The sequence below is a fragment of the Streptomyces sp. RPA4-2 genome (assembly GCF_012273515.2).
GTDB lineage: Bacteria > Actinomycetota > Actinomycetes > Streptomycetales > Streptomycetaceae > Streptomyces > Streptomyces kaempferi.
Genome location: NZ_CP050975.2, coordinates 4,914,073 through 4,936,781 on the forward strand (window position 1 = coordinate 4,914,073; position 22,709 = coordinate 4,936,781).

Consider the following 22,709-nt stretch of genomic DNA (forward strand, 5'->3'; position numbering starts at 1 on the left):
GCGAGGCCTCCCGTCCGGCCTCCCGTCCCCGCGGATGCCCGCGCGCGGCCATCCGGCCACGTCCGTGGCGCCGGTCCGCCAGGGGCGGCTCGTGCCCGTGCTCCTGACGTTCTCGCCGTTCTCGCCGTTCCCGCCGTTCCCGCCGCTCACGTCGCGAACTCCATGGTCGCGATCACCCTGCCCGCGGAGTCGTACACCGTGACTCTCTTCGTCGGACCGCCGTGAAACCGCCGTTTCATCGGCAGCCCCGGCATCCCCAGCACCTCCCGCGTCTTCGGTGTCTCCTGCGTCTTCGGTGGCCTCACCAGCGCGTACCAGACTCCCCAGTGCGGGCTGCCCGCGAGGGTGAGTGCCGTGCCGTCGACGTCGCCCGCCGTGGTTTCGATCCGCACGCGCGCCGCGTCCCCCTTGCCGTGGTAGATGCCGGACACGAAGTAGCCGTTGTCGCCGACGCCCTCTTCCTGGAGGGTGACGCCGGGTGTGCCGATGTCGATGCCGTCGTCCTTGACGCCGCGGAAGAGCGGTGCGGAACTCCAGGGCGAGTTCCAGTGCCCGCCGTCCTCGGTGAGCCAGACCTTGATGCCGGACGCGATCCGCACGCGTTCCCCGGGCGTCACGACCCGTACCGTCCCCCGGGGCGCGGCGGACGGCCCCGTCACCCGCGTCGCGTCCGCTCCCGCGCCGAAGCCCGCGCGCAGCGCCACCGCGGCCGCCGGGACCACCAGTAACGCGAAGGCGGCACCCGCCACGGTGGCCGCGCGGCGCCGCCGGCGCCGGCGGGCGGCCCGCTCGACGGCGGCCAGCGGGACGGGCGAGGGAGTCACGTCGCAGGCGGCCTCGGCGAATATCTCGCGCAGCCGACCGGCCTCGGCCGCCATGGCTGCGGACCTGCGATGACGTTTCATGGACGGGCTCCGGGGACGGGGTGGCGAAGAACGAAGGAGGGATCGGCGCGCAGGGCCTCCAGACCGCGCCGCGCGAGCGTCCGGACCGTGCCGCCGGCGCAGCCGAGCAACTGGGCGGTCTCGGCCTCGCTCAGCCCGTCGCCGTAGCGCAGCACGAGTACGGCACGCTGCCGCGCCGTGAGGACCGTGAGGGTGGCGAGCGCGGCGGGAGCGGGCCGTCTCGGCCGCGCGGGCAGGAAGGGCGCCGGCAGACGCGTGACGCGTCTCCTGCGGGTACGGCCGAGATGGTGCTCGACCAGTGCGCGCCGTACGTAGAAGGCGACGTCGTCGCGCGGGATGCGCCGCCAGCGGGTGCGGACCCGGGCCAGCGTGGCCAGGACGAGATCCTCGGCCTCCTGGAGGTCACCGGTGAGCAGGTGCGCGGTGCGGACCAGGCGGGGCCAGGCCGCGGTGGCGTACGTCGTGAAGTCGCCTCCACGGCCGGGTGCGGCGGTGACGCCGCCTTCACCGGCGGGTATGGCGGACAAGGCGTCGGATGAGGCGTCGGATGAGGTGTGGGGCACGGCCGGCGGTCCCTCGGAGTCGGGTACGTGGGGGAGGTGCGGTGCGGGGGAGTCGGGACCTGAACAACTCGGCTCCCCCGCCCGCGGATTCAGCGCGGCCCGAACCGGGAGTGGACCTCGTCCCCGGTGTCGTGGGCCTTCATGAGCGGACAACTCTTCTGGTGGCGTGTGGCTTTGGCTGATCAGGCGTCGGGCGGGGCCACTTGAGCGCGCCGCCCGCCCGGCACCGCGCCGAGCTCGCGTTCCCGTCGCCGTGGCCGACGGTCCGCGAATTCATGAGGACCTTGGTCGCGTCGACCCGCTTCTCCTCCGGCGGATCGCGGTCCCCGCCCCGGCTCGGGGAGCCCTCGACGGGCGTTGCGGCCGTCAACCGGCGCTCCCTCCGGGCACGTTCGGCCGCCCGTATCGCGTGGCCGAAGGTGACGGATACCGGTAGGCCGACGCGCACGGTCTGCCCGCCGGCGATGTCGATGTGCGCGCGGGGCAGCCCCCCGAGGGGCTCGGCCCCGGCGGGCGCCGCCGTGGGGTGGTGGGGCGAGGACACCGGGCCCGCTTCGCCGCCGCGCCGGCCTCGGTGTCCGCGGCGCTCACCGTCGGCCCCTTCGGACATCCGGTGAGGGCGAGCGCGCACACCGCGGCCACCGGCCAACCGGCCGCGCGGCGACGGCTCCTGACTCCGCTCGTCATTGTGTTCCCCCTGTGGTGTGTTTCGATGTGCGGCGTACGGGACCTGTACGCACGGCACGTTCCGCCGGGTTGCACGGGGCCGCGGAAATTCCGGGATCTCCGGCGGGGGCACGACCGAGGAAGCTGCGGGAGGAATGACCGAGGAAGAGTTCGACGCGTTCTACGCCGCCGCGTTCCCCCGGCTGACGGGACAGCTCTTCGCGTTCACCGGGGACCACGGCGAGGCGCAGGACGTCGTCCAGGAGGCGTTCGTCCGCGCCTGGGACCGGCGGCGGGAGTTCCTCGCCGAGGGGGCCCCGGAGGCGTGGATCCGCACCGTGGCGATGCGGCTCGCGGTGAGCCGCTGGCGTCGCGCGCGCCGCTGGCTGGAGCTCGTCCGCCGCACCCCGCCGCCCGAGCACGCTCCGGGGCCCGATCCCGAGCGCACGGCGCTGGTCGCCGCACTGCGCACGCTGCCCGAGGCGCAGCGGATGGCGCTGGTCCTGCACCATCTGTGCGACCTCAGCGTCGAGCAGGTAGCCTCCGAAACCGGGGCCCCCGTGGGCACGGTCAAGGCCCGGCTGTCCCGCGGCCGGACGGCACTGGCCCGGGAACTGGCGGCGGACGAGTGGGAGGCCGCCGACCGGGGGAAGAAGGCGCACGGAGGGCGGCGGGCGAACACCGCGAAGCGCTCCGCCGGCCCGGCGGCCTCGGCCGCCGACGCCGACGCCGCGGACGAGGGGAGGAGGGAGGACGACCGTGTCCGATGAACTCGCCTCCGAACTCGCCTCCGACCTGCGCGAGTTGGCCGCTTCCGGTGAGACGCCGCCGCCGGTGTCCGGGGCCGGGATCCGCTTGCGGGCGGTACGCCGACGGCGCCGCCGCCGCACGGCCGTGACCGCCTCCGTCGCCGGTGCCTGCGCCGCGGCGAGCCTGGCGCTGCTGCTGGCCCTGCATCTCGGTGACGGCGGGACGCGGGAGCGTCCGTCCCCGGCGGCGAGTCACACCGCCCCGTCCCGTACGCCCGTCGCGGTCGGCGCCACCGTCGATCTCGCCCGCCGGGTGCTGACGGCAGCGGGCCGCGACATGCCGGTCTCCGCGGGCATGCCCGGCCGCCCCACGCCGACGGGCCGGATGACGGTCGTGGCGAAGCGGGACGTCCGGGTGGTGCCCGCCCTGGAGGTGGGCCCGAAGGACGTCTATGCGTTGAAGGTGCCCTGGGTGATCGAACTGCGCGCCGCGGACGGGACGACGAACTTCGTCGGCGCCCTCTCCGCCGACCAGAAGGCCCCCGGCAACTACGACGTCACGGACGGCTGGATCGGGCTGCGGTCGGCCGACGCGCAGTGGCTGTACGGGCAGTTGGACCTGGGCGCGGTGGTCGAGATCGTCGAGATCGGGGACACGGTCTCCGGGCCGTCCGAGGCGGCGGTGGACACCGTCCCCCCGGCCACCGGTGGCACGGACGCGCGTCCCTCGTCGGGCCGTCAGCCCGCCGCCACAGCCATCCCGTCCAGGTAGGAGTCGAGGGCGCCGAACGTCGCCGCGGGCTGTTCGATGTGCGGGAGATGGCCGGCCTCGGGCACGGACACGAACCGGGCGTCGGCGAACGCCGCGGCGAGCGCCCGCCCGTACGCGGGCGTCACGATGCGGTCGCTCTCGCCCCACAGCACGAGCGCCGGGACCCGGATCCGGCCGAGACGGTTCAGGAGCTTCGGGTCGTGCATGTACGGGTCGCCGCACAGGGTCCGCAACGTCACCATGTTGGCCTTCTGGGCGGTGATCTGTTCCTCGGTGAGGGTGGCGGGGTTCACGGCGAAGCGGGCCGGGTCGTGGAAGGAGTACGTGCCGATCTCACGCGGGTCGAGGGCGAAGATGTCGCGGACCGGCTCGCCCGGTACGTCCACGCCGGCGGAGTTGACGAGCACGAGGCGGCTGATGCGGTCGCCGTCGTCGCGGAAGGCCATCTCGGCGGCGGTCCAGCCGCCGAGGGAGGAGCCCACGACGAGGACGTCGCGGTGGCCCTCGTCCTTGAGCCAGTGCAGGTAGGCGAGAGCGAGGTCGTCCACGCCCGTGAACCAGTCGGGCCGCTCGGTCCCGTTCCAGCCCGGGTGCGTGGGCACCACGACCCGCATGCGGGCGGCCAGATGGGCGGCGATGCCCCGCACGGTGGCGGGGCCGCCACCGCCGTGCAGGACGAGGGCGAGCGGGCCGTCCTCGGGGCCGCTCTCGGTGAGGGTGAGCGGGAGGTCGGGGCGGGTGCGGACGGTACGGGTCCTGGTGTCGGTCATGCGCCCACCGTATCTACGTATGCGTATATACGCAACCGTATTCGAGGCCTTAGGATCGTGACATGAGTGGCATGACTCGTGGCACGACTGAGGAGGAGAAACGCGTGGACGGTCACGTCGGCGGTGCGGTCGACCTCGAAACGCTGGGGCGGGCCGTGAAGGAGGCGCAGTACCGGCATCACCGGGCGCTCGACACCCGCCTCGCGGCGGTCGGTACGACCCTCGCCCAGTGGGACGCGCTGCGCGCGATCGGCCGGTCGCCCGGTGCCTCCGCGCACGAACTGGCCGTGGCGACCTTCCAGGGCGACCAGTCCTTCGGCACGCTGGCCGGCCGGCTCGCCGCTCAGCACCTCGTCGAGCGGCGCCCCGGCCACGGCCGCCGGATCGAGCACCACCTCACCGAGGCGGGCGAACGGACCCTGGAGGCGGGGCGTGCCGTCGCGGTCGAGGTGCTCGCCACGTCCTTCGCGCCGCTCGACGAGGACGAACGGGTCACACTGCTGGGCCTGTTGCGCCGTCTGGGCGTGGACGGCGGGGCGCTTTCATAGGATCGGGCCCATGGGAATACTCGGTTTTTTCGTCCTCGTCATGATCGTCTTCGCGACCTACGCGGGGCTGGAGGGAAGGCTGGGCCGCACCGACCGCAGGATCGCCCGCGTCGAGCGCAAACTCGACCTGATCCTCGACCACCTGGGCATCCAGCAGACCGAACCGGAGCTGGAGCAGGTGGCCGCGCTCGTACGGGACGGCAAGAAGATCCAGGCGATCAAGGAGTACCGGGAGTTCACGGGGGTGGGCCTCAAGGAGGCGAAGGACGCGGTCGAGCGGATGGAATAGCGCTCGGTGCGCCTGGTGCGCCCGCAGCGGATGGAACGCCCGACCGGCTCGGTACGCGCATCCCGGCCGGCCCCGGCCCCTGAGCCGCGGTCCGTCAGTTCGTCGGGCTGGCGGCGGGTGTCTTTCCCTCGAGTACCTGCCGAAGCCGCGAGGTGCCCTGCTGGACGGCCTGCGCGGTGGAGTCCGACTCGGCGCCGTCCAGACCGCCGTTGGTGAGGAAGAGGGCGCTGTCGCCGACCCGCACGGCGGCGATGTCCAGGGTCAGGGTCGAGGGCTCGCCGTCCAGCTGTCCGTTCATGGTCAGCATCAGCCCCTGCCGGGCGTCACCCTCGTCGGGCAACTGCGTCGAGACGACCTGGACGTTCTGCTGACCGCCCTGCCCGTCGACCGCCGTGAACTCGGCGCACTTCTGCGGCAGCGTGGCCACCCACGCCAGTTGCCTGTTCAGCTCCGCCTGCCCGTACTCGGCGACCTGGTAGTGCATCTGCGCCTGGTTGTCGCTGTCGTCGAAACCGGTGACGGCCTTGGTCCCCTTCGCCGGGCCGAGCAGATCTTCGGCGTACAGGCCGTCGAGCAGCTTCTGGCAGTCGGCGGCGGCGTTCTTGTCCGTGCCGAAGCCCGCCGCGTCGACCTTGCTCTTGAGCAGGCCGTCCCGCCAGGTCGCCGCACCCGACGTCCCCGTCCACTGCGACGGCAGGTCCGCGTTGGTGATCAGCGCGGTCCTGGCCTGGGCCTCGGTGAGCGTGGCGGTGGACGAGGGCGCCACCTTGGCCAGCGGGGAGGCGGGGACCGTACGGCCGCCGCCGCCGTCGTTCGAGCACGCGGCCGCCGACCACAGCACGCCCACCGTCAGGGCGCAGACCAGCAGCCGGGGCACCGGGGACGGCGGGCGGACGGAGGCGGGGCGGTGCGGCGGACGGTTCACGGCGGAGGCCTCCTGACGGCGGGCGCGATGTCTCCGTCCACGCCACCACCGGGTGCGGCGCACCACCAGCGCACCGGGCCCGTCCGGGTGACCCGCCGCGCGGACGTCAGCCGGCAGGGTCGTGCGCCGGCCGCCCGGCGCCCGGCGTCGTCACCCGCACCCGGCGGCTTCCGCACCGCGTGCACACGGCGTCGGTCAGCGGCGACCTGATCGCGACGCCGTCCTCGTCGACGTACTCCTGCGTGTGCAGGCCTGCGGCGTCGGTCGGATCGGTGAAGAACATGACCTGGAACGTCGCCTCCCAGGTGTGCCCGCAGCTCCGGCACGCGAACGCGAAGGTCTCGGACACCGCACCGGGCTCGCTCGTCATGCGCCCTCCTGCGTCGTACGGGGCCGTCCCCCTGTCGTACGAGGTGCGTCCCTTCTCGGGACCCGTACGAGGTGCGTCTGTCGGCCGGGCGGCCGGTGGCCGGACTCCAGAGCACACCGGTCGTCGCGTGGCGGCAACTCGGGGCGAGGGCGAGGGCGGGAGCGGGAGCGGGAGTGGGGTGACGGGCCGCGCGGGTGCGGGGTGTCGTGCGGCGCGATCTCTTCGGCCGCCGGCGTCACGGCCGCCGGCCGTGACACATCGACCGCGACACGCCGACCGCGACACGCCGGGCCGGGCGCGCCCGCCGTGTCGTCACGGCGGCGGGCCGCCCCGACGACGCGCAGCGCCGCAGGGCCCGGCTCCGCGAGCCGTCCGTAAGGGGGAACCGGCCCGGCACGGGAGATCCGGTGCGGGAGGGCGTGGAATATCTGTCATGGCCGCGATAGAAAATGCCTCGGCCGAGGGGGCAGTTCCTTATTCCCCGGAGTGCGGTGAGATAGTGCGCCACCCTTCCGGAGCCGTGGCGTGCTAGTGTCGATATCAGTTGCAGTTGTGGTTCCCAAAGTCTTGGAGCGTCTTTCCGGTCCATACCGGTCGGTCGCTTCTGAATTTCCGGTTTTATCCGGAGGGGGCAACATCGCGGCGACGCGGACCCGCACAGTGTGGGTCCTCGAGCTTTGCCCCGAAGGAGATTGACATGGCTACTGGCACCGTGAAGTGGTTCAACGCGGAAAAGGGCTTCGGCTTCATCGAGCAGGACGGCGGCGGCGCCGACGTCTTCGCCCACTACTCGAACATCGCCACCCAGGGCTTCCGTGAGCTCCAGGAAGGCCAGAAGGTGACCTTCGACGTCACGCAGGGCCAGAAGGGCCCCCAGGCGGAGAACATCGTCCCCGCCTAGTCCGGGACCTGCTGACGCCTGACTTCTGAGTCGGCCGACGCTTACAGGTGGCCGGGACCTGCACCCTGAGGTGCGGGCCCCGGCCACCTGCTTTTTTTGGTTTCGTTCCCCGGCTTCGTCCTCCGGCTGGTTTCGTCCCGGATTGAATTTCCGGCGAATTTTCTGTACGCCGTGCCCACTTTCCGGCCCGCCTCGCCCAGTTTCCGGGCCACGAAACTTCATCCCGCGGAGGCACCATGCGTTGTGTGATCGCCCGATTCCCCTTCGACCTCATCAAGAGCGAGGTCGAGCACTCGATGGCGGGCGTCGAGCCCGAGTCCGTCACCGGCGCGTCCGTGCTCGTCGGCCCGCACGCCTACCCCGTCAAGCAGGTCGGCGAGATCATCACCAGGCAGGACCGTCGTGACTTCACCGAGGCCGAGGTGGCCCGTGCGCTCACCCGGCTCGGCTTCACGTGCCGGCCCGCTGCCGCGCCGGCCCGTACCGCCGTACCCAGCTGGGCCGAACCCGCCTAGTCCCTGTCCCGCCGCCTTCGCGGGTCCAGTCTTCCGGCGCCTCTCGCGAAGGCCGCCCGACCCGCGCGGTCGACCGCCCCGGTGTCTCCTCCCGGGGCGTTTGCGTTTCCCCGGGTTTTGAGGTCCTGCTCGCGCGGCCACAGCGGGACAGCCCTCGGAGCCAGTCGTTCGGATCATGGGGCGGTACGCGGCGCGGTACATGGTCCAGCGGACGGGCGACGCCTGCCGGGGCCGGGGCTACACGGCCAGGACCGCGCGGACCGTCTTGCCGCCGATGCCCGTGCTGACGACCTCCAGGCGGTGGGCGAGGTGCTGCACCATCGCGAGACCGCGGCCGCTCTCCGCGTCGGTGTCCACCAGACCGACCCGGGGCCGGCCCGGACTGTCGTCGTGGACCTCGACGGTCACTTCGCCCCCGTGCCCCACCTGTAGACGCAGCCGGCAGCCGGTACGCCCGTGCCGGACGGCGTTGGCGACGAGTTCGGACGCGATGAGCGTGGCGTCGTCGACCTGGTCGGCGGTCGGCGGCACCGTCCGCGGACGCGGCCGGGTCAGGAACGCCGATGTCAACCTACGGGCCCTGCCTGCCGAAACGGCCGTGCGTGGCAGGGTGTACTCCACGCGGGCGGTCTGCCGGACGGCGCGCTGCTGCGCACGCATGACAACCTCACTTCCCCTCCCAGGACACCAGGTACCCGGCGGCCGGACCCCCGCCGGCCGGGCCCCGCGCGAAACGGCGCGCGGCGGTCCTGCCCCCGGGTGATGCCCGCCCCCGGCGATCGGCAACCGGCGATCGGGGTCACAAACCCGCCAACGGTGTACAGGAGACGGTCACGGACGTTCTCCCCGTGCGAGGGGGTGCGGGTGGGGCGATCGCGCCGGACCGATGCCGACGCCTGTCATCAAGTGTTCGTCCGCGCAAAAGTTGTTCGGGCAACTCCCTTTCCCCACATGATTCTGCAAGGGTGTGGGGATGCCGACCCTTTACAGAAGAATGCTCGGTCTGCTCCCCCGGATAGGCGTGCAGGTTCTCGACCTCGGTTCGGGCGCGGCGGTGGTCTACCGACGCGGCAGGCGCACCCGCGTGCCCGTGGGGCGCACGGCCGATCTGATCGCCCGCGGCCAAGGACGCTACGAGGTCACGGCCGTCGGGCCGGAGAAGAAGGCCGACATGTGGGTGGTCGCCCGGGAGTCCTCGGCGCAGGGCGACGCCTGGGGAAGCGTGCCCTTCGGTGAGTCCGGCGGGCGGCTGCTGGTCGACGAGACGGCGTCGGCGGCCGACGAGCGCCGCTTCCAGATCGCGGCCGCCGAGTATCTGTGCACCCAGCACGTGACCGCCCTGCTGGAGAAGTACCGGGTGAACTGCGTCTTCGACGTGGGTGCCAACGCGGGCCAGTACGGTCGGCGGCTGCGCAGGCTCGGCTACACCGGCCGCATCGTCTCCTTCGAACCCACCGCGGACGCCTTCGAGAAGCTGGAGCGGGCCGCGGAGAAGGACGACGACTGGCAGGTGTTCAACGTCGGGCTGGGGCGTGAGGACTCCGCGCAGTCCATCCACGTGGGCTGGAACACCATGAACTCCCTTCTTCCGCCCAGTGATTACGGGAAGGACCGCTACCTCCGGTTCGCCAAGACCCGTACCGAGGACATCGAGATCCGCCGGCTGGACGGGATGCTGGAGAAGGCGCTGGACGGCATCACCGACCCCCGCCCCTACCTGAAGATGGACACCCAGGGCTACGACCTGGAGGTGTTCGCCGGCGCGGGCGAACGGATCGCGGACTTCGTCGGCATGCAGTCGGAGGTCGCCGCGCTGCGGCTCTACGAGGGCAGCCCCCGGATGCGGGAGGCGATCGCCACGTACGAGGAGGCCGGGTTCGAGATCACGGGCATGTACCCGGTGACGCGTGAGGAGACGACCGGCCGGGTCGTCGAGTTCGACTGCGTGATGGTGCGTGCCGACGCCGTGCCGGAGGCCACGTCCGCGTGACCGGCGCCGGTCACGGCACCGGCGCCGCACGTGCTACGCCGGATACGCGTGTGTCTGGGCGGCTTTGACCGTCGCCCAGACCGGTGCGCCCGTGTGCAGGCCGAGTTCGGCCGCGGCGACGGTCGTCAGGTCGGCGGCCAGCGGGAGTTCACCGGTGAGGTCCACGCGGATCTGGTCGCCGTGCGTCTCCAGACCCGCGACCTCGCCCTGCCACAGGTTGCGCGCGCTGGACCCGGTCGGCCGGTCGCGGTACAGGGTGACGGCGCCGGGCGGGAAGGCCACGAAGACGGGGCCGGCCAGCTCCTCGGTGGTGGTGATCGCCGGGCCCGCGTCCAGCCGTACGGTGTGGCCCTCGGCCCTGCCCCGATAGAGGTTGAGGCCGACCAGCTGGGCGATGTAGTCGGTGCGCGGGTGGCGGGCGATGTCCGAGGGGGTTCCCTCCTGGACCACCCGGCCGTGCTCGACGACGACCAGCCGGTCGGCCAGCACCATCGCGTCGAGCGGGTCGTGGGTGACGAGCACGGCCACGGCCTCGAACTCGGCGAGATGGCGCCGGAGTCCGGCGCGCACGTCGAGTCGGGTACGGGCGTCGAGCGCGGCGAGCGGCTCGTCGAGCAGGAGCAGCCGGGGGCGGATGGCCAGCGCGCGGGCGAGGGCGACGCGCTGTGCCTGGCCGCCGGAGAGCCGGCGCGGTTTGGCGCCGGCGTGGTCGGCCAGGCCCATCCGGTCCAGCCAGGCGGCGGCCCGCGCCCGTGCCTCCGCCTTCGGCACGCCCTGGCAGCGCGGCCCGAACGCGACGTTGTCCAGGGCCGTCAGATGCGGGAAGAGCAGATAGTCCTGGAAGACGACGCCGACCGGACGGGACTCCGGCGGCGTACGGTCCAGCCGGACGCCGTCCAGCCGGAGCCGGCCGCCGTGGGAGAGCGGGGTGAGACCGGCCAGGGCCCGGAGCGCGGTGGTCTTCCCGGCGCCGTTCGGCCCGAGGAGCGCGACCACGTCGCCGGGGGCGACGCTCAGCGTCACGTCCAGGTGGAAGGTGCCGCGGTCGACGACGAGCCGGGCGTCGAGGCCCTGCCCGGCTGCGGTGTCCCCGGCCGGGGCGGTGCCTTTGACCGGCGCCGGGCCGTGGTCCGGTACGGGTTTTTGGAGCGGCGCGGGTTCCCGGTCCGGTCCTGGACGCCCGGTCCGTGTCGGGCCGTTGCCGGAGGACTGCCCGTCGCCCGGAGCGCGGCCGCCCTCCGCGGCCGGCCCGTTCCCTGGCGCCGGGTTCTCCCCGGTCGCGGGGTTCACGCCCGTCATGACACCCCCGTCATCCAGCGGTCCCGCAGTCCGGCGAGGACCGCGATCGACACGACGAGCAGCACCAGGCTCAGCGCGATCGCCGCGTCGGGGTCGCTCTGGAGGGCCAGGTAGACGGCGAGCGGCATGGTCTGCGTACGGCCGGGGAAGTTGCCCGCGAACGTGATGGTCGCCCCGAACTCGCCGAGCGCGCGGGCCCAGGCGAGGACGGCGCCCGCCGCGATGCCCGGCGCGATCAGCGGCAGCGTGACCCGGCGGAACGCGGTGAACCGGGAGGCGCCGAGCGTCGCGGCCGCCTCCTCGTACCGCGGGTCGGCCGCCCGCAGCGTGCCCTCCACGCTGATGACCAGGAACGGCATCGCCACGAACGTCTCCGCGACCACCACCCCCGCCGTGGTGAACGGCAGCGTGATCCCGAACCAGGCGTCGAGCAACTGGCCGACGACACCGTTGCGCCCCAGCGCCAGGAGCAGCGCCACACCGCCCACGACGGGCGGCAGGACGAGCGGCAGGGTCACCAGCGCGCGGACGAAGCCCCGTCCGGGGAAGTCGGTGCGTGCGAGGAGCCAGGCCAGGGGCACGCCCAGGACCAGGCTCACGCCGGTGGCCGCGGTCGCGCAGACCAGGGAGAGCTGCAGGGCCTGCCACACCTCGGTGCTCGTCAGCAGGTCCGGCAGGCCGCGCCAGGGAGCCCGTACGAGCAGGGCGAGCAGCGGCAGCAGCAGAAACGCCAGACCGACGAGGGCCGGCAGCAGCAGCGGCAGCGGCACCCCGCCGCGGACACCCCGCCGGACACGCGACCGGGCACGCGGCCGCCGAGGTCCGTCGTCGGGAGCGTCGCCCCGCGAGAGAACCTCGGCGTCCGCCTGGCCCGGCTCGGTCACGGCTGGAGGAACCCGGCCGCGGTCAGTACCTTCTGGCCCTCGGGGGACTGCACGAGCGCGATGAACTCCTTGGCCGCGGCCGCGTTGGGCGCGTCCTTGAGGAGGACGATCGGGTAGTCGTTGATGGCCTTGGCCGACTCGGGGAACTCCACGCCCTCCACCTTGTCACCCGCGGCGTTCACATCGGTCTTGTAGACGACCGCGGCATCGGCCTCCTTCAGCTCCACCTTCGTCAGGGCGCTCTTGACGTCCTGCTCGTAGGAGACCGGGGTGAGCTTGAGGCTGCTGGCGTCCAGCGCCTTCTGCGCGGCGGCGCCGCACGGCACCGTCTTGTCGCACAGCACCACCTTCAGGCCGGACTTGGTGAGGTCCTTGAGGGAGGCGACCTTGTCCGGGTTGCCGGGCAGCGTCGCGATCTCCAGCTGGTTGCGCACGAAGACGGCCGGAGTGCCGACCGCGTCGCTCTTGTCCGTCACGATGGCCATCGTCTTCGGACTCGCGGCGGCGAACACATCGGCCGGGGCGCCTCCGGTGATGCCGGCGGCGAGCGTGTCGCTGCCGCCGAAGTTGAAGGTCACCTTCGTACCCGGGTGGGCCTGCTCGAAGTCCTTGCCCAGGGTCGTGAAGCTCTCCTTGAGGGAGGCGGCGGCGAACACCGTCACCGTGCCCGACAGCTTGTCGGACTTCGCGGAGGAACCGGACTTCGTCGGGCCGTCGGACTTCGTGGAGCTGTCGGAGTCGGAGGAGCAGGCGCTCAGGGCCAGCAGCGCGGCGGCGCCGACACCGGCCACCTGCAGCATCCGGCCGGTGCGGCGGGTCCGGCTCGCGGATCGGGTCATCACGGGTGTACTCCCTCGGAGGCCTCAGGCATGCTTACGCCGATCATACTTTCGCAGATGCGAGCCATAAGTCTCCTGTCGCATCGCATGAGCCGCACGATCAAGGACCGGGTGTCCGCATGTGCGTTTGTACGGGACGGTGCTCTGGGTACGTTTTCCGGGAGGTGGTGCCCAGTGAGCCGGTCCCTGACACATCCGCCCGCGTACTCGCCGGCGTCGGTCTCCCTGACCGGGGACCTCGCCCGCCCGGCCCGGCTCACCGTGCCCGATCTGCTGGCGTGGCCCCAGCACCGGGCCCGGGTCAGCTTCGAGTGCGCCACCAGCGGCGTGCAGCACCACCGCTTCGAGGGCCCGCTGCTGCACGACGTGCTGCGTGACGCCGGTCCCGGGTTCGACCCCGCCCGCCGCAAGGACCGCCTGCGCTTCCTCATCGCCGTGGGCGGCGCGGACGGCCACCACGCGCTGCTCACCTGGGCCGAGATCGACCCCGACTTCGCCGATGCCCCGGTCCTCCTCGCGGTCGGGATCGACGGCGACCCGCTGGACCGGGCGGGCCCCCAGCTCGTGCTGCCCCAGGACCGCTGCGGTGCGCGGCACATCAGCGGCATCGACACCATCCACGTGGACGGCCGCTACGGTCCCTCCCGTCCATGGACGTGAGGCGAACCCGTCTGCGACCCTGACCCGCCGGCGGTCGGCGGTCGGCGGTCGGCGGTCGGCGGTCGGCGGTCGGCAGTCGACGGGTCGCCGTTCGCGGGAGGTCGCGCATGCTGCTGCGTCAGCTGGAGTACCTGGTCGCGCTGGCCAGGGAGCGGCACTTCGCCCGCGCGGCGGCGGCCTGCTTCGTCTCGCAGCCCTCGCTGTCCGCCGCGATCCGCCGCCTCGAACACGAACTGGGCGTGCCGATCGTGCGCCGGGGACGGCGGTACGAGGGGCTGACCCCGGAGGGCGAGGTGGTGCTGGCCTGGGCGCACCGCATCCTCGCCGAACGCGACGCCCTGCACCAGGAACTGTCGGCGCTGCGCGGCGGCCTGACCGGGACCCTGCGTCTGGGCATCGTGCCCACCGCCCTGCCGGCCGCCTCGCTCCTGACCACCCCGTTCTGCGAACGCCACCCTGGCGCCCGGGTCAGCCTCGAGTCCCTGTCGTCCGCGGACATCACCCACGGGCTCGCCGAGTTCGAGCTGGACGCGGCGATGACGTATCTCGACGACGACGGGCTGCGGCACGTACGGCGCTTCCCGCTGTACGAGGAGCGGTACGTGCTGCTGACGCCGGTGGACGGCCCGCTGGCCACGGCGTCGACGGCCCGCTGGTCACGGGCGGCGGACCTGCCGCTGTGCCTGCTCAATCCCCGGATGCGCAACCGGCGCATCATCGACGAGTGCTTCGCCGCCGACGGTGCGACGGCCGTGCCCACGATCGAGTCCGACAGCGTCGCCGGGCTGTACGCGCAGCTGCCGAACGGCCGCTGGTCCAGCGTGATCTCCCATGCGTGGCTCCACATGTTCGGCGTACCGGAGGGCATGCGGGTGGTGCCGCTCGAAGGGCCCGCGCACGGACCGCGGGTGGGGCTCGTGGTGGCGCGGGACGACCCTCCGTCCGTGCTGGCGGAGGCCCTGCTGAAGGTGGCGCGCGAGGCGGGCGTGCGGGACGCGCTGGACGCCCTGCTGACCAGCTACCTGGGCGGCGGCCGGAGTTGATAGCCGTCGGCTATCTCCGCATAGCGACGTTCGCTTTGACCTGCGGAATCGACCCCGAGGATGGTGAAGGGAACCTTCCGTAACCGGAGTTGAGGAGAGCCGCGCCATGGCCAAGGTGCTCTGTGTGCTGTACGACGACCCGACCGACGGATACCCGACGACGTACGCCCGCGACGACCTGCCCGCCATCGACCACTATCCCGGCGGGCAGACCACACCCACCCCCAAGGCGACCGACTTCACCCCCGGCCATCTGCTCGGCAGCGTGACGGGCGAACTGGGCCTGCGGCGCTTCCTGGAGGAACGCGGACACACCCTGGTCGTCACCTCCGACAAGGACGGCGACGGTTCGGTCTTCGACCGTGAACTTCCCGACGCGGACGTGGTGATCTCGCAGCCGTTCTGGCCGGCGTACCTGACCCCCGAGCGGATCGCCGCCGCGAAGAACCTGAAGCTGGCGGTCACGGCGGGCATCGGCTCCGACCACGTCGACCTCGACGCGGCCATCGAGCACGGCGTCACCGTGGCCGAGGTGACGTACTGCAACAGCATCAGCGTCGCCGAGCACGTGGTGATGATGACGCTCTCCCTCGTCCGCAACTACCTGCCCTCGCACCAGGTCGTCCTGGACGGCGGCTGGAACATCGCGGACTGCGTGGCCCGTTCGTACGACCTGGAGGGCATGCACGTCGGTACGGTCGCCGCCGGGCGCATCGGGCTCGCGGTACTGCGCCGCCTGGCGCCCTTCGACGTGAAACTGCACTACACCGACCGGCACCGGCTGCCGGAGGCGGTCGAGCGGGAACTCGGACTGACCTTCCACCCGACCACCGCGGACATGGTGCCGCACTGCGACGTCGTCACCGTCAACGCGCCCCTGCACCCGGAGACGGAGGGGCTGTTCGGGGACGAGCTGCTCGCCACGATGAAGCGCGGCGCGTATCTGATCAACACGGCGCGGGCCCTGATCGTGGACCGGGACGCCGTGGAACGGGCCCTGCGCAGCGGTCAGTTGGCCGGATACGCGGGTGACGTCTGGTATCCGCAGCCCGCGCCGCCCGATCACCCCTGGCGCACCATGCCGCACCACGGCATGACCCCGCACATCTCCGGCTCCTCGCTCTCCGCGCAGGCCCGCTACGCGGCGGGCACCCGCGAGATCCTGGAATCGTGGCTGGAGGGCACACCGATCCGGGACGAGTACCTGATCGTCGACGGCGGCGGGCTCGCGGGCACGGGGGCGCACTCCTATTCGACGGCGACGGCGACGGCCCCGACGACCACGTCCTGAGAACGCGGGGCCACCGCCCCCCCCGACGTCCCCTGTCTCTACGTGCGGTCGATGTGCACGTTGGTGGACTTCACACGGGCGGTGGCCTCCATGCCGACCTCCAGGCCGAGTTCCTCGACGGCCTCCCGGGTCAGCAGGGAGACCAGCCGGTGCGGGCCTGCCTGGATCTCCACCTGGGCCGCCACGTCACCGAGCTTGACGGCGGTGACGATGCCGGGGAACGCGTTGCGCACCGAGGTGTAGGAGGTCTCGTCCTCCTCGCCGGTCTTCGCCAGATCGACGGAGAAGGCCGCGAGATCGCGTCCGTCGATGACACGCCGCCCGCCCTCGTCGCGTCGCGTGGTGATGCGCCCGGCGTCCGCCCACCGCCGCGCGGTGTCCGGGCTCACGCCGAGCAGCCGGGCGGCCTGGCCGATGGTGTAGGACTGCATGCGCGCCAACATAGGCACGCGATCCTTGCATCTGCAAGCAAGGCCGGCCGTACGTCGGTACAGGTCGCGCACGTCGCGCCCCGGGCGCCGTCGACCGGGCCGAGCGGGGCGGACCTTCCCAGGTCGCCGGGGCGGTCGGTCTCAGGGGCGGTCGTCCGTCAGCTCGCCGGCGTTCAGTGGCAGGCGCAGGCTGACGCGGCGTCGCACCGCGGCCAGTTCACGGTGCAGGGGGGAGCGGGGTACGGCCAGCACCGGACAGGCGGCGTGCGCGAGGCAGTAGCGCGCCACCGAGGGGAACAGCGCGCGGCGCACCCTGCCGCGGCGCCCGGCGCCGATCACCAGGAGGTCACCGGCGCGGTCGGCGGCCCGCACCAGGGCGCGGCCCGGCCGGTCCCACACGGCCACCACCCGCAGGGGGACTCCCGGCCCGGCGAGGCCGAAGGCCGAGTCGAGGGCCGTGCGCAGCCGTTCGTCCGCCAGCTGCCGGAACTCGGCCATGGGCGGCGTGAGCATCGAGCTCGGGTGGGCGAGCGCCCCCCGCGGCGGTTCCCAGGCGCCCACGGCCACCAGGCCGACGCCCCGCCGGTGGGCCTCGAACGCGCCCCGGTGCAGGGCCGCGAGGCTGCCCAGCGAGCCGCTGACCCCGACCACGACGCGTCGCCGCTCCGCCTCGCTCATCGCTGGCCCACCCCTCGGCGTACGTCCACTCGGGCATCCGGGTCCCATGGAACGCGCCAGGAGGACGGCGGGGCCACGGTGTTGGCCCTCACCTAACGCGGAGACGACAGTTCCTGACACTCGCGACACGGTTCTGAAGTGGGTGCGGGCGCGGCGTTGGGGGCGAGGGCGCGCGGCGTGTGAGGCGTGCGCGAGGGGCGCGCATTTGTCCGCGCAACCACCCGTATGTCGCGAAACGGCAACAGGGCCTTCCGTGGCCTTGCCGTTGTTGAAGCCTTGGGCGGGTAACGAGGGAGAAGTATGAATATCTTGTTCGCTGTCGTGCTGATCATCGTGTGCGGGCTGGGCCACCGCCGCGCCGCGGGGAAGAAGCGGCATGCCGACTGAGTCATGGCCCGTCCTGCTGGCGGTGTCCGTCCTGCTCTGCACGGCTCTCACCGCCCTCCCGACAGGCAGCAGACACAAGCGCGCCGCGCCGGGGCGCGTGGTGGCGATCGTCTCCGTGCGCGTCGGCGATGGCGATGGTGATGGCGGTGGCGACGGCGGTGGTGACGGCGCGGGGGGCGGAGAAGGCCGCGCCGGGAGCGCCGCCGAGCCTCTGTACGCGACCGTCCGCTCGCTGACCGGCCAGTCCCGGCCGGTCGACGCCGTCCATGTCGTCGACGACGGACCGGCCCTGACCGTCGCTCCCTTCGACCACCCCTCGGTCACCCGGCACCGGCTGCCCGGCGGCGGCAGACGCGCGGCCCGCGCCGCGGTGATCCGTCAACTGCGCGACCGCGGGGAGCCGTTCGACTACGTCCTCACCGTGGACGCCGGCTCCGAGGTCCACAAGGACGCGGTGTGGCAGATGCTGCGCGTCCTGAACGACCCCCGCGTCCAGGCCTGTACCGGAACCGTTCTGACCCGGGACCGGCACGCCGGCCTCACGGCCCGTCTGTCGGACCTCAGACTGTTCGTCCTGTGCGTGCTCGGCCGCGGACTGCGCTCCGCCGTGGGGGCGGCGCGCCCGGCCCCGGGCGGGCTCTCGCTGTACCGGGCGCCGGTCCTGTCCGGCCATCTCGAGCACTATGTGGCCTCGGGCGAGGGCGGAGGCGACGACGACCGCCAACTGTGCGGCTACGCCCGCTCGCGCGGCCGGGTGGTCTCCGTGCCGCGCGCCTACGTCACCGCCGACGCGCCGGGCACCCTCGGTGACACCTACCGGCAGCAGTTGAGCCGGGCGAGGGCGGTCCGGCGCCTGGTCCCCTGGGAACTCCTCGTCCTGCCGGCGTCCGCCAGGACCGCCCGGCTGGTCGAGCTGGGCGCGGGGGCCCTGCTGCCCCTCCTGTCCCTCGGCCTCGTGACCGGCGTCCGGCGCACCGGCTCCACCGGCCTCCTCCTCCACGCCTTGGCGGCCGTCGGGGTGTTCACGCTGGCCGAAGCGCTGTTGTACGCGGTCCTGCGGCCCGGCCTGAGCCGTACGGAACGGCTGACGGCTCCCTTGCTGGCCCCGCTGCACGCCGCGATGATGTTCTTCGTGGTCCATCCGGCGACGTACCGGTCCCTGATCGGAACCCGTCCCACGGGCGGACGCACCCGCGAAGAGCCCGCCGTCGCCGTGCCGGAACGGCCCGCCCCCGGCATCCCGCACACGCCGTCCATCCCGAACCCGCGGATGTCGCCCGGCAGTTCAGACGCCCCGAGCGCTCCCGGCGCCCGGAGTGCTTCGCCGACCCCCAGCGCCTCGCGGACCCGGCGAACCCCGAGCACCCCGCGTACCGCGCCCCCGCCCGGTCCCGCCAAACTCCTCGATCCCCTGACCGAGAAGACCCTCGAAACGCCCCTGAGAACCCGCTCGGCGCACCCCGGCTGACCTCGGGCGGAGGGAGCCCCCGTCCGGCTTCCGCCCCGGTGTCAGCGGGTGAGGGACGTCGCGTCACCCATGACGACCACGGGATGCTGGGCGGGGTCGAGCGTGAGCAGGAGTTCCTTCATGTGCCGCTGGGCGAGGCTGACGCAGCCGTGCGTCGGGCCGCCGTGGTCCACGTGCAGCCAGATGCCGCCGCCGCGGCCCGCGCCGAGCGGGCGGGTCCAGTCGAGAGGTGAAGTGCCGGGCTCGCGGTTGTAGTTGATCGCGACGACGTAGTCGAAGGAACCCGCGAGCGGTTCGCCCTCGAAACCGGTACCGACGGTGGTGAAGCCCCCCGACCGGTCGTACGGCAGCTTGCTGCCGGGGTCGGCCAGCAGCCCTCCCGCGTCCGTGAGGGCGAACACGCCGATGGGGGACCGGAGATCACCGGCGTGGTGGTCGTCCGTCCAGCCCCTGAGCGCGTTGTGGGCGGGCCACTCGGCTCCCGGTGCCCAGCCCGTGTCCGTACGCCGGTACAGCGCCACCTCGGATATCGGGGAGTTCCTGCCGCGGCCGGTGACCAGGACGACCTGCCGCGCCTTCGCGGGAATGGCGGCCAGCGTACGGGGGCCCAGGCCCGGCAGCCGCGCCGAGTCGGCGCTGCCGGACGTTCCGGTGTCCGCGGACGGCCGCGAGGGCCGGGCCTGCGTCGTGCCGGACGTGGCGGCCGGGGCAGCCGTGCCGACGGCCGACGACCGTGCACCGCCCGCGGAGTCGGTTCCGCCCCCGCATCCGGTGAGGGCGACGGACAGGACCAGGACCACCGCGGACAGCCCCGGGCGGACACCGCCCGTGCGGTTGATGGAGAAAGACATGATCATCATCCTGGACGGGACATGTGAGGAAGTGGTCAGCGGGCCGGAGAAGTGGGGCCGCGCCCCGCGCGCGGGGCGCGGCGGCCCCGTGCACGTAGGCCGGCGTGAGGCTCTCCGACCGCTGCGACGTCCGCACATGACGTCCCGTCCGTATTCACCCCGCGCTTTCTTCCGATGAATCCCAGGGCTTTGCGGGCTCATTCGCGGCCCCCGCGCGGAACTTCCGGGGCCCTTTCGTGGCACGTTCGCGGCTCTTTATCCGAAGCCGAACGCGGCGCGGATTGGTCGGAAACGAAAATTCCTCCGATGTGGTGAGTGACCAATCCACGGCACTGTTCTGCTTCGGATTCCGGCCGTGAGACAAGAACCGAGTACGTCGAGGCGCGGCATCCGGTGGGTGCGGCGGGCGCGGGCCGCGCTGAGCGGGCTGCTGGCCGGATACGCGGCGCTGGCGTTCGCCGAGTTGGTGTCCGCGTTCGTGCGGCCACAGGCCGGCCCGGTCGTGGCGGTCGGGTCGGCGGCGATCGACCGGACCCCGGCGTCCGTGAAGGACTGGGCGATCCGTCATTTCGGCACGGACGACAAACTCGTTCTGCAACTCGGAATTCTCGTCGTGCTCGCCGTCCTGGCGGTCCTGCTCGGTCTACTCGCTCTCGCCCACCGCGCGACCGGGTCCGCCGGGGTACTCGTATTCGGTGTCGTGGGCGCGGCGGCCGCGCTCAGCCGCCCGGATTCCACGGGCGCGGCCGACGCCCTGCCGTCCGTGGCGGGCGCGTTGGCGGGCGGGCTGCTGCTGTACGGGCTCGGCGGCCGTCCGGCCGTGACCGGGCCCCCCGACGCCGTGCCGGTCGTCCGGCCGGGCGGGGAGCGTCCCGTGGCGGCCGACGACACCGTTCCCCCGGCCGCCACGCCGGGGGAACCCGGCTGGGACCGGCGCGGCTTTCTCGTGGCGGCCACCGCGGCCGCGGCGGCGTCGACCGGTGCCGGAGCGCTGGGCCGGTCGCTGAACGGCGGCCGCGGCCGCGACGCGGTGGCCTCCCGCGCCGACGTGCTGCTGCCCGCGCCGGGTTCCCCGGCCGCACCCGTGCCCGCAGGCGCGCGGCTGCGGGTTCCCGGCATCGGTCCGTTCGTGACGCCGACCAAGGACTTCTACCGGGTCGACACCGCCCTGGTCGTGCCCAAGGTCGACGCCACCACCTGGCGGCTGCGCATCCACGGCGAGGGAGTGACCCGTCCGGTGTCGCTCTCCTTCGACGACCTGCTGCGCCGTGCGGCGATCGAGCGGGACATCACGCTGACCTGTGTGTCCAACGAGGTCGGCGGCCCCTACGTGGGCAACGCGCGCTGGATCGGGGTACGGCTGGCGGATCTGCTGGCCGAGTGCGGGGTGACACCCCCCTCGAAGGGCGGTCCGGCCGATCAGCTGGTCGCCCGCTCGGTCGACGGCATGACGATCGGAAGCCCGGTCGACGACGTGATGGACGGCCGGGACGCGCTGCTGGCCTTCGGCATGAACGGCCGGCCGCTGCCCTTCGAACACGGCTTCCCGGTCCGCATGGTGGTGCCCGGCCTCTACGGCTACGTCTCCGCCTGCAAGTGGATCCAGGACATCGAGCTCACCACCTTCGACGCCTACGACCCGTACTGGGTGAAGCGGAAGTGGGCGCGCAGGGCACCGGTCAAGACCCAGTCCCGCATCGACACCCCCAAGCCGTTCGCCCGTCCCCGGGCGGGCACGGTGATGGTCGCCGGTGTCGCCTGGGCCCAGCGCCGCGGCATCCGCGAGGTGGAGGTGCGTGTCGACGACGGGCCCTGGCAGCAGGCCCGTCTCGCCGCCGAGGACACCGTCGACACCTGGCGGCAGTGGTCCTTTCCCTGGCAGGCGGCCAAGGGCGGCCACACCCTGACCGTCCGGGCCACCGACGGCACCGGCCAGGTGCAGACCGCGCTGCGCGCCCGGACCATCCCGGACGGGGCCAGCGGCCGGCACTCGGTGGTGGTGACCGTGGACTGAGCGACCCCCACCGAGCCGCCCCACCGCACCCGTACGGGATTACCGGCGCGCTCCACCCACCCGGACGCCCCGACTTCCCTCCCTCCCCGTCGACTTCCCTCCATCCCCGTCGAAATGTCCCCCCGAACGCGGCTTCCGCCGCGTCGTCCTAGGAGAACTCCATGAACATGCGTTTCCGCCGCACCGCCCTCGCCGTCGCCGCGGCCGCCGTCCTGCCCCTCGCCCTGAGCGCCTGCTCCGACAGCGGCAAGGACAGCGCCTCCTCCGACAACGGGAAGTCGTCGACCGCCGCGAGCGACACCGCGACCGACAGCGCCACCACCGGCTCCGGCGACATGGCCGGCACCGGGCAGCCCTTCGGGCCGGGCTGCGCCACGGTGCCGAAGAACGGCGCCGGCTCCTTCGACGGCATGGCCAAGGACCCGGTGGCGACCGCCGCGTCCAACAACCCGGCCCTGTCCACGCTGGTCACCGCGGTGAAGAAGGCCGGTCTGGTGGACACGCTCAACAGCGCGCAGAACATCACGGTGTTCGCGCCGACCAACGACGCCTTCGCGAAGATCCCGAAGGCGACCCTGGACAAGGTCCTGGCCGACAAGGCGCAGCTGACGAAGATCCTCACGTACCACGTCGTGGGCCAGAAGCTCGCCCCCAAGGACCTGGAGAACGGCTCCTACGCCACGCTGGAGAAGTCCGAGCTGGCCACCGCGGGCTCCGGCGAGTCCTACACGGTCAACGACGCCTCCAAGGTCGTCTGCGGCAACGTCAGGACCGCCAACGCGAATGTGTACATCGTCGACACCGTGCTGATGCCGAAGAGCTGACGCCGACGAGCCGATGTCGGTGCGCCGACGCCGAAGAGCCGACGTCGGCGAACCGACACCGCACCACGACTCCCGTG

24 protein-coding genes and 1 pseudogene are annotated in these 22,709 nt (G+C 72.8%); 13 read left to right on the forward strand and 12 right to left on the reverse strand.

The window, feature by feature from the left end; genetic code table 11:
• Window positions 1-146: 146 nt before the first annotated feature.
• A complete protein-coding gene (locus tag HEP85_RS21465) occupies window positions 147-905 on the reverse strand; it encodes a hypothetical protein (RefSeq protein WP_329526981.1) in 759 nt (252 codons plus the stop codon).
• Window positions 902-1,432: a sigma factor-like helix-turn-helix DNA-binding protein gene (locus HEP85_RS21470; RefSeq protein ID WP_248002026.1), complete on the reverse strand. Its 531-nt coding sequence runs from the start codon at window positions 1,430-1,432 to the stop codon at window positions 902-904. Before HEP85_RS21470 ends, HEP85_RS21465 begins: the two co-directional genes overlap by 4 nt.
• Window positions 1,433-2,289: 857 nt before the next feature.
• Between HEP85_RS21470 and HEP85_RS21475 the strand changes: the two are divergent.
• Both HEP85_RS21475 and HEP85_RS21480 read left to right on the forward strand, forming a co-directional pair.
• Window positions 2,290-2,760 (forward strand): annotated as a pseudogene (locus HEP85_RS21475) (SigE family RNA polymerase sigma factor); the annotation flags it as partial.
• A 133-nt stretch (window positions 2,761-2,893) separates the two neighbouring features.
• Window positions 2,894-3,655, forward strand: a complete 762-nt coding sequence (locus HEP85_RS21480; RefSeq protein ID WP_168529172.1) for a L,D-transpeptidase — start codon at window positions 2,894-2,896, stop codon at window positions 3,653-3,655.
• Here the strand turns inward: HEP85_RS21480 and HEP85_RS21485 are convergent.
• The gene (locus HEP85_RS21485; RefSeq protein ID WP_168529173.1) at window positions 3,622-4,425 is read right to left on the reverse strand and encodes an alpha/beta fold hydrolase; all 804 of its coding nucleotides are present in this window, start codon (window positions 4,423-4,425) and stop codon (window positions 3,622-3,624) included. The genes HEP85_RS21480 and HEP85_RS21485 overlap by 34 nt on opposite strands.
• Before the next feature lie 71 nt (window positions 4,426-4,496).
• Between HEP85_RS21485 and HEP85_RS21490 the strand changes: the two genes are divergently transcribed.
• On the forward strand, window positions 4,497-4,973 hold the full coding sequence (locus tag HEP85_RS21490; protein WP_329529131.1) for a MarR family transcriptional regulator: 477 nt from the start codon (window positions 4,497-4,499) through the stop codon (window positions 4,971-4,973).
• 10 nt (window positions 4,974-4,983) lie between these two features.
• Window positions 4,984-5,262, forward strand: coding sequence for a ribosomal protein L7/L12 (locus HEP85_RS21495; protein ID WP_168529174.1), 279 nt, complete (start codon window positions 4,984-4,986; stop codon window positions 5,260-5,262).
• A gap of 94 nt (window positions 5,263-5,356) precedes the next feature.
• On the opposite strand, the gene HEP85_RS21500 is transcribed toward HEP85_RS21495, so the two are convergent.
• Together HEP85_RS21500 and HEP85_RS21505 are read right to left on the reverse strand one after the other, a co-directional pair.
• Entirely contained in the window at window positions 5,357-6,187 is an 831-nt protein-coding gene (locus HEP85_RS21500) for a hypothetical protein (RefSeq protein ID WP_329289231.1), read from the reverse strand.
• A 106-nt stretch (window positions 6,188-6,293) separates the two neighbouring features.
• The gene (locus HEP85_RS21505; protein WP_329289233.1) at window positions 6,294-6,557 is read right to left on the reverse strand and encodes a hypothetical protein; all 264 of its coding nucleotides are present in this window, start codon (window positions 6,555-6,557) and stop codon (window positions 6,294-6,296) included.
• Between the two features lie 697 nt (window positions 6,558-7,254).
• On the opposite strand from HEP85_RS21505, the gene HEP85_RS21510 reads away from it, so the two are divergent.
• Complete coding sequence (locus HEP85_RS21510; protein WP_010986199.1) at window positions 7,255-7,458, forward strand: cold-shock protein; 204 nt, start codon at window positions 7,255-7,257, stop codon at window positions 7,456-7,458.
• Window positions 7,459-7,694: 236 nt separating this feature from the next.
• On the forward strand, window positions 7,695-7,973 hold the full coding sequence (locus HEP85_RS21515; RefSeq protein WP_168529175.1) for an SCO5918 family protein: 279 nt from the start codon (window positions 7,695-7,697) through the stop codon (window positions 7,971-7,973).
• Between the two features lie 237 nt (window positions 7,974-8,210).
• Here the strand turns inward: HEP85_RS21515 and HEP85_RS21520 are convergent, their stop codons facing one another.
• On the reverse strand, window positions 8,211-8,633 hold the full coding sequence (locus HEP85_RS21520; RefSeq protein WP_248002027.1) for an ATP-binding protein: 423 nt from the start codon (window positions 8,631-8,633) through the stop codon (window positions 8,211-8,213).
• Window positions 8,634-8,946: 313 nt separating this feature from the next.
• On the opposite strand from HEP85_RS21520, the gene HEP85_RS21525 reads away from it, so the two are divergent.
• A complete protein-coding gene (locus HEP85_RS21525) occupies window positions 8,947-9,963 on the forward strand; it encodes an FkbM family methyltransferase (protein ID WP_168529176.1) in 1,017 nt (338 codons plus the stop codon).
• A 33-nt stretch (window positions 9,964-9,996) separates the two neighbouring features.
• Here HEP85_RS21525 and HEP85_RS21530 read toward each other — a convergent pair whose 3' ends face one another.
• The 3 genes from HEP85_RS21530 to modA form a co-directional block, all read right to left on the reverse strand.
• Window positions 9,997-11,262 carry an ABC transporter ATP-binding protein gene (locus HEP85_RS21530; protein WP_329289236.1) on the reverse strand — a complete coding sequence of 422 codons (1,266 nt, stop codon included), beginning with the start codon at window positions 11,260-11,262 and terminating at the stop codon, window positions 9,997-9,999.
• Window positions 11,259-12,032: a molybdate ABC transporter permease subunit gene (modB, locus tag HEP85_RS21535; protein WP_248002504.1), complete on the reverse strand. Its 774-nt coding sequence runs from the start codon at window positions 12,030-12,032 to the stop codon at window positions 11,259-11,261. Before modB ends, HEP85_RS21530 begins: the two co-directional genes overlap by 4 nt.
• Before the next feature lie 110 nt (window positions 12,033-12,142).
• A complete protein-coding gene (gene modA, locus HEP85_RS21540; protein WP_168529178.1) occupies window positions 12,143-12,985 on the reverse strand; it encodes a molybdate ABC transporter substrate-binding protein in 843 nt (280 codons plus the stop codon).
• Between the two features lie 174 nt (window positions 12,986-13,159).
• On the opposite strand from modA, the gene HEP85_RS21545 reads away from it, so the two are divergent.
• The 3 genes from HEP85_RS21545 (at window position 13,160) to HEP85_RS21555 (ending at window position 15,979) form a co-directional block, all read left to right on the forward strand.
• Window positions 13,160-13,645 (forward strand): molybdopterin-dependent oxidoreductase, encoded by a 486-nt coding sequence (locus HEP85_RS21545; RefSeq protein WP_248002028.1) that lies wholly within the window; start codon window positions 13,160-13,162, stop codon window positions 13,643-13,645.
• A 107-nt stretch (window positions 13,646-13,752) separates the two neighbouring features.
• The gene (locus tag HEP85_RS21550; protein WP_168529180.1) at window positions 13,753-14,688 is read left to right on the forward strand and encodes a LysR family transcriptional regulator; all 936 of its coding nucleotides are present in this window, start codon (window positions 13,753-13,755) and stop codon (window positions 14,686-14,688) included.
• Between the two features lie 106 nt (window positions 14,689-14,794).
• Window positions 14,795-15,979, forward strand: a complete 1,185-nt coding sequence (locus tag HEP85_RS21555) for an NAD-dependent formate dehydrogenase (RefSeq protein WP_168529181.1) — start codon at window positions 14,795-14,797, stop codon at window positions 15,977-15,979.
• Between the two features lie 38 nt (window positions 15,980-16,017).
• Here the strand turns inward: HEP85_RS21555 and HEP85_RS21560 are convergent, their stop codons facing one another.
• Window positions 16,018-16,410: a molybdopterin-binding protein gene (locus HEP85_RS21560; RefSeq protein WP_153289487.1), complete on the reverse strand. Its 393-nt coding sequence runs from the start codon at window positions 16,408-16,410 to the stop codon at window positions 16,018-16,020.
• Between the two features lie 141 nt (window positions 16,411-16,551).
• On the reverse strand, window positions 16,552-17,088 hold the full coding sequence (locus HEP85_RS21565; protein ID WP_365221525.1) for a universal stress protein: 537 nt from the start codon (window positions 17,086-17,088) through the stop codon (window positions 16,552-16,554).
• A 376-nt stretch (window positions 17,089-17,464) separates the two neighbouring features.
• On the opposite strand from HEP85_RS21565, the gene HEP85_RS21570 reads away from it, so the two are divergent.
• The gene (locus HEP85_RS21570; protein ID WP_168529182.1) at window positions 17,465-18,943 is read left to right on the forward strand and encodes a hypothetical protein; all 1,479 of its coding nucleotides are present in this window, start codon (window positions 17,465-17,467) and stop codon (window positions 18,941-18,943) included.
• 41 nt (window positions 18,944-18,984) lie between these two features.
• Here the strand turns inward: HEP85_RS21570 and HEP85_RS21575 are convergent, their stop codons facing one another.
• The gene (locus HEP85_RS21575; protein WP_168529183.1) at window positions 18,985-19,794 is read right to left on the reverse strand and encodes a L,D-transpeptidase family protein; all 810 of its coding nucleotides are present in this window, start codon (window positions 19,792-19,794) and stop codon (window positions 18,985-18,987) included.
• Between the two features lie 355 nt (window positions 19,795-20,149).
• Here HEP85_RS21575 and HEP85_RS21580 point away from each other — a divergent pair, with 355 nt between their 5' ends.
• Window positions 20,150-21,808, forward strand: a complete 1,659-nt coding sequence (locus HEP85_RS21580) for a molybdopterin-dependent oxidoreductase (RefSeq protein ID WP_369657796.1) — start codon at window positions 20,150-20,152, stop codon at window positions 21,806-21,808.
• A 161-nt stretch (window positions 21,809-21,969) separates the two neighbouring features.
• The gene (locus HEP85_RS21585) at window positions 21,970-22,632 is read left to right on the forward strand and encodes a fasciclin domain-containing protein (protein WP_168529185.1); all 663 of its coding nucleotides are present in this window, start codon (window positions 21,970-21,972) and stop codon (window positions 22,630-22,632) included.
• Window positions 22,633-22,709 lie beyond the last annotated feature (77 nt).